5 protein-coding genes and 1 pseudogene are annotated in these 5,793 nt (G+C 66.1%); all 6 read right to left on the reverse strand.

Features of this window, described 5'->3' with window-relative positions:
• Positions 1 to 1,677: hypothetical protein (locus DM995_RS19930; protein ID WP_116970809.1), on the reverse strand; the 1,677-nt coding region annotated here is incomplete at its 3' end.
• A gap of 18 nt (positions 1,678 to 1,695) precedes the next feature.
• Entirely contained in the window at positions 1,696 to 2,775 is a 1,080-nt protein-coding gene (locus DM995_RS19935) for a protein-glutamate methylesterase/protein-glutamine glutaminase (RefSeq protein ID WP_023839244.1), read from the reverse strand.
• Between the two features lie 6 nt (positions 2,776 to 2,781).
• Positions 2,782 to 3,639, reverse strand: coding sequence for a CheR family methyltransferase (locus DM995_RS19940; protein WP_116970810.1), 858 nt, complete (start codon positions 3,637 to 3,639; stop codon positions 2,782 to 2,784).
• 117 nt (positions 3,640 to 3,756) lie between these two features.
• Positions 3,757 to 4,422, reverse strand: coding sequence for a DUF2490 domain-containing protein (locus DM995_RS19945; protein ID WP_116970811.1), 666 nt, complete (start codon positions 4,420 to 4,422; stop codon positions 3,757 to 3,759).
• A gap of 80 nt (positions 4,423 to 4,502) precedes the next feature.
• Positions 4,503 to 4,985, reverse strand: a complete 483-nt coding sequence (locus tag DM995_RS19950; protein WP_023839247.1) for a chemotaxis protein CheW — start codon at positions 4,983 to 4,985, stop codon at positions 4,503 to 4,505.
• Positions 4,982 to 5,793 (reverse strand): annotated as a pseudogene (locus DM995_RS19955) (methyl-accepting chemotaxis protein); the annotation flags it as partial. The pseudogene DM995_RS19955 and the gene DM995_RS19950, both read right to left, overlap by 4 nt.

Below are 5,793 nucleotides of genomic sequence, written 5' to 3' on the forward strand. Positions count from 1 at the left end.
TTTGTCGGCAATGAGCCTGGCCATGCCGGGCAGCAGGAACGCCTCGTGCACCATGCGCTCGCTCGCCATGGTGTAGCTGCGCGCCATGCGCTCCATCACTGCGCGGATGATCTGGTCGTCACGGCCCTCGAGCGCCAGCGGGACGTCGCGCCCGAGCTCGATCGTCAGCAGGTCCTCGATCCGTTCGAGAGCATCGCCCAGATCGAGGCTCTGCTCGAGCTCGTCGGTGGTCGAACGCAGCGCGCCGAGCAGTCCGCTCGCCATTCTCTCCGACACGGCCATCGCCTGCTCGGTGCGCAGCGCGCCCTCGCGAATGGCGCTGAGCGAACTGGCGAGACCATCGCTGTCCTGCCCGACATGCGCATCGGCATGCTTGCGCATGCGCAGCGAGATCGCGCCGAGCCCGGCGGATTCGGCAGTGATCTGCTTGATCGTCTGGTCGAGCGAATCGGAACTCGCGCGGATTTCGTTGGCGATGACCGCGACCGGGCGACCGATCGCCTCGACCCGGCGGCACTTGAGGCCGATATTGATCGCCATCTGCTGCACCTCGATGCGCAGGATGCGCATCGCGGCGGCGCGGCCCGTCAGATCGTCGACGGTATCGACGATGATGCGCAGCGTCTCGGCGGCCTGGGCATCGGCGAGCTGGAGCTGCGCGATCATCGCGCTGGCTTCGGCGATGCCGGCCTCGAGGCTACGCAGGAACACCTGGCCATCCTCGCTGCCGCCGCCCTTGCTCAGCGCGATCAGCCGGTCGGCCTCGGGCACCATGCCGCGCAGCGCGCGGACCAGCGCCTGGGTTTCGGTGCGGAACTCCTGTGCGGACGAGGTGAGCTGCGCGAGCAGCAGCCGCAGCAGATGGTCGCGCGTGGCGGCCTCGTCTTCGGCGCAGAGGCCCGCCGTCGCCAGCGTCGCCTGCATGTCGGCATAGCCCTGCAGCACATGTTCGAGCCGCTGGCGGGCGATGTCGCCGACCTGGATCGCGCCCAGCACATTGGCGACGCTGCCCTGGATCGACCGCGCGAGCACGGCATTCTTCTCGGCCAGCTCCGACAGCATCGCCTGGTGCTTGCGCAGCGCGGCGGCATCGGCCTCCAGCCGGTCGGGAACATGCGGAACGACGCGCTGGCACTCGCTCGCGAGCAGCCGGTCGTTATGCTCCATGCTGCGCAGACTGGTGGCGAGCCCCTCGAGCTTGGCCTGCAGCGCGCAGACCTCGGCTTCGCCCGCCGCCAGCTGCCCCGACATGGTGTTGGCAAAATCGACGAAGGTGTCCGCCCCGGACGCGGCGATCTTCACGTTGAGGCCGAAAATGTGCAGCACGTGCAGCGATTTCTTCACCTCGGCGATATGCGCCGACAGCCGCCGCGAGGCCTGCTGGATCTCGCCCATCTCCTGCGCGCGGCCCTGCATCTGGTGGCCCACGCCCGACAGGCGCCGCGCAGCGGTGGTGAGATTGCTCACCGCCGCCGCGCCCTCGCCGGCCTCGAAGGTCGATGTCGCCTCGCGCAGCGCGGTGACGATGCCGTCGATCGATTCCACCGCCTGGGCCAGTGTCTTGCCCACGGTCACGAAGCGCGCGTCGATGCCCTGCGTGATCTGGCTGAGCAGCACGCTGATGGTCGCGTCCCCGGCGGGGCTGGCGTCGCTTGCGCTGATCCTGGCATGGAGCATTATGGGTCTGGTCCTTGTTCAGCGAGCGGTGGCGTGGAGCAATTCGCGGGCGATCGCGCCCAGGGGGATGACCTTGTCGGCCGCGCCGCGTGCGATCGCTTCCTTGGGCATGCCGAAGACGATGCAGCTCGCCTCGTCCTGGGCGAAGGTTCGTGCGCCGCATTGCTGCATTTCCAGCAGGCCGCGCGCGCCATCATCGCCCATCCCGGTCATGATGATGCCGACTGCGTTCGAGCCCGCGCTGCGCGCGGCGGAGCGGAACAGCACGTCGACCGAAGGCCGGTGACGCGAGACCAGCGGCCCTTCGCGCACCGAGACGAGATAGCGCGCGCCCTGGCGTTCGAGCAGCGTGTGCTTGCCGCCCGGAGCGATCAGCACATGGCCGCGCATCACGGTGTCGCCGTCCTGTGCTTCCTTGACGCTGACGTTGCACAGCCCGTCGAGCCGCTTGGCGAAGGCGCGGGTGAAATTCTCGGGCATGTGCTGCACGATGACGATGCCCGGCGAATTGGCGGGCAGGTCCATCAGCACCTCTCGCAATGCTTCCGTGCCGCCAGTCGACGCGCCGATGCACACGACCATTTCGGTCGTCTTGCTCATCGCGCGGCCCGAAGGCGGCATCAGCATCGCGTCGGCGGTCAGCTTGGCTTCCACCTTGGTGGGCCGCGGGGCCGGCTTGCGTCCGGCGACGCGTGCCCTGGCCGCGCCCTTGACGGTCTCGCGGATCATCATGCGCGATTCCGCGAGATGGTCGGCGACGCCCATGCGCGGCTTCAGGATCACGTCGACCGCGCCCGCCTCGAGCGCCTGCATCAGCGTTTCGGACCCCTGTTCGGTCAGAGACGAGCACATCACCACCGGGACGGGGCACTGCTCCATGATCTTGCGCAGGAAGGTGATGCCGTCCATGCGCGGCATCTCGACGTCGAGCGTGATGACGTCGGGAACCTCCTCCTTGATATAGCGCGCAGCAGCAAACGGGTCCGACGCCGCGGCGATCACCTCGATGTCGGGATCTTCCTGCAGCACCGAGGTCAGCGTCTGACGGACGCTGGCGCTGTCATCGATGATGAGCACGCGGATCTTGGGACCGGCCATGATCGCTTACACCTTCTGGAAGACCGTGTTGCAGACAGCCTTGAGCTGCCCGCTGAACCCGGCAATCGATTCGGAATGCCCCAGCAGCAGATAGCCGCCCGGACGAAGTTGTTCGCACAAACGGGTTACCACTTTGTGCTGGGTCGGTTTGTCGAAATAGATCAACACGTTACGGCAGAAGATAATGTCTACCGGCGCGCCGATCGGATAATGATCGTTCATCAGGTTGAGTCGGCCGAAGCTGACCTTCTTGCGCAGGGCAGCGGCGATGCGCACCTCGCGGCGAGCGGCGTCCTTCGGCTCCATGACATAGCGGCGGCGCAGCGCCTGCGGTACCGGGGCCAGCATTTCGGCCGGATAGATGCCCCTGATGCCGGTCTGCAGCATCTCGGTATCGAGGTCGGTGGCGAGAATCTCGTAGTCCGGGCCGTCCTTGCTCCGCGCATAGTCGTCGAGCACCATCGCCAGGGTATAGGCTTCGGCGCCGTTCGAACTCGCCGCGCTCCAGCAGCGCAGCATCCGCTGGCCGCGCGCCTGATAGTCGGGCAGGATGTCCGAGACCAGAAAGTCGAAATGGTTGCGCTCGCGGAAGAAGTCGGTCTTGTTGGTCGTCACCGCGTTGAGGAAATCATCCATCTCCGCCTGCGAGGCATCGCCGCTCAGGATATGCGCGCAATAATCGGCGATGCTGCCGAAACCGTTGTCGCGCACGCGCCGCCGCAGCCGGCCCTCGAGCATCGTGGTCTTGGAAGGCGGCATGCGAATGCCCGTGGCGCTGTAGATCAGCGCGGACAGCGCCCTGAAATGCTGGGGGCTGATGCTGTCCGAAACAGGCGCGGGGATCCTGGCGAGCGCGGTAGCCATGGTCACTGTCCTCCTTTGGCGGGCCGGGCGCGGTCGGCGTGCAGGCCTGTACCGGATGCCCGATGATGGCCGGTAACGAGGTGGAGGGGTTTGCGCATTTCGGGTGCCGTTTCTGTTTCAAAGGGTCAGGTAGAGATTGATATTGGCGGTGTGGTCGGTCCGATCGTCGCCATCGCGAAACACATGCTGGTTGAGATAACCGGGCACGATCTCGGCATTGCGGGCAAGCGGGACCGATATTCCGACGAAATTGCGCCACAGCGAAAGGCCGCCGCGCTGGACATTGGTGCGGTGCAGATCGACGAACGGTTCGGTATAGGCCACCAGCCTGTTGTGCGCCGAAATCGGCGCGCGAAGCTGGACGAACTGGCGCATCCGCCAGCTCGTGCCGTCGCGCTCCTCGAACGTGCGCTGTTCCAGCCGCGAACGGGAATCGAGCGTCACGCCGCCCCCGGTCGTCAGCAGCCGGACGTTCAGTTCCTGGTAGAAGCGGTGCTCGTTGAGCAGCGCCGGGCCGACCGGATCGGTGCGGACATAGGCATAGCCCGCACCGATATTGACGTTCTTGCTGATCCGGTAGCCGGCGAGCGAGCGCAGCAGCAGCTGGCCCAGACGTTCGGCATCATTGGTGAAGCGCTCCTGCGCCTCCAGCCGGACATAGACCTTCTCGTCGAGGTTGATGGTGGCAAACTGGCCAGCCCAGACATTGGTATCCTCGGCCGCAAAGGCGGTCGCCGGGAATCCGATGGCAAAGGCCAGGCAAGTCAGGTGGCGCAAGATCATGGTCGTTCCCTCCGTCGCAGTCCGACGGTCGGACTGCGACGGAGAGGCATAGGGATTGCGCCGTGGGCGGTCACGCATCGTCAGGCAACTTTCGCCATCGGATCGAGCAGTTGCACATCCTGTGCGGTGAAGATGCTGGCGACATCGATGATGACGATGAAGCCGCCATCGTTGCGCACGACACCGGTGATGTAATCGGATTTCCAGCGGACGCCGATATCGGGTGCGCTTTCGATGCGGGCGGTTTCGATCGTGGCCACCGACAGGACCTTGTCGATGACCACGCCCAGCGACAGCATGCGGTCTGCCAGCGGGATGTCGAGAATGAGGATGCGGGTCGCAAGCGTGGGCTCGGCCGCGGGCAGGCCCAGGCGGACGCGCAGGTCCACCGTGGGCACACCCTGACCGCGCACATCGGTCAGGCCCAGGAAATAATCAGGGCCGTTGGGCACCTGGAACGGCGGCTTGTGGTCCAGGATTTCGCGGACCAGCCCCACCGGGACGGCGAAGACTTCCTCGCCGATCCCGAATTCGACCACCTGGATTTCGTGCGCCGTGTTCATGCTGCCTCTCCGAAATGGGCATCGTCATCATCCACACCGCCGCGCTCCAGATCGAGGGCAAAGCCCTGCACGCGTTCCTGCTGATGGGCGACCGAATTGGGCTTGTGCGCGGGCTTGGTCGCCGGTTTGCCGGGCTTTGCGGCGCGCTTGACCGGGCTTGCGGCCGACCGGGCCGACGGGACGGCGCGACCGCGGCCGCTGCTCTCCACGCGGAAGAAGGCGATGGTCTGCTGCAGTTCCTCGGCCTGGCTCGCCAGTTCCTCGGAGGTCGAACTGATCTGTTCCGACGCGCTGGCATTCTGCTGCGTGACCTTGTCGAGTTGCTGGATCGCCTCGTTGATCTGCGCGGTACCGATATCCTGCTCGCGGCACGCGGCGCTGATCTCGGACACCAGTTCGGCGGTGCGGCGGATGTCCGGGACCAGCTTGCCCAGCATCTCGCCTGCCTCGGCCGCAGCCTTGACCGTATCGGACGAGACCTGGCTGATCTCGGCGGCAGCACCCTGGCTGCGTTCGGCGAGCTTGCGCACCTCGGAAGCGACGACCGCGAAGCCACGACCATGTTCGCCGGCACGCGCCGCCTCGACCGCGGCGTTGAGCGCCAGAAGATCGGTCTGGCGGGCGATTTCCTGGACGATGCCGATCTTCTCGGCGATCATCTGCATCGCGCCCACAGCCTTGTTCACGGCCTCGCCGCTGACCTAGGCATCCTTGGACGACTGGCGCGCGATCTTTTCGGTCTGCGCGGCATTGTCGGCGTTCTGCTTGATGTTGGCGGCCATCTCTTCCATCGAGGCCGAAGCCTGTT

The sequence above is a fragment of the Blastomonas sp. UPD001 genome (assembly GCF_003426715.1).
Classification (GTDB): Bacteria; Pseudomonadota; Alphaproteobacteria; order Sphingomonadales; family Sphingomonadaceae; genus Blastomonas.

Bases quoted from the DNA above. Each gene is read 5' to 3' on its own strand.
- DM995_RS19935 (WP_023839244.1), bottom strand. From the start codon at position 2,775: ATGGCCGGTCCCAAGATCCGCGTGCTCATCATCGATGACAGCGCCAGC.
- DM995_RS19940 (WP_116970810.1), bottom strand. From the start codon at position 3,639: ATGGCTACCGCGCTCGCCAGGATCCCCGCGCCTGTTTCGGACAGCATC.
- DM995_RS19945 (WP_116970811.1), bottom strand. From the start codon at position 4,422: ATGATCTTGCGCCACCTGACTTGCCTGGCCTTTGCCATCGGATTCCCG.
- DM995_RS19950 (WP_023839247.1), bottom strand. From the start codon at position 4,985: ATGAACACGGCGCACGAAATCCAGGTGGTCGAATTCGGGATCGGCGAG.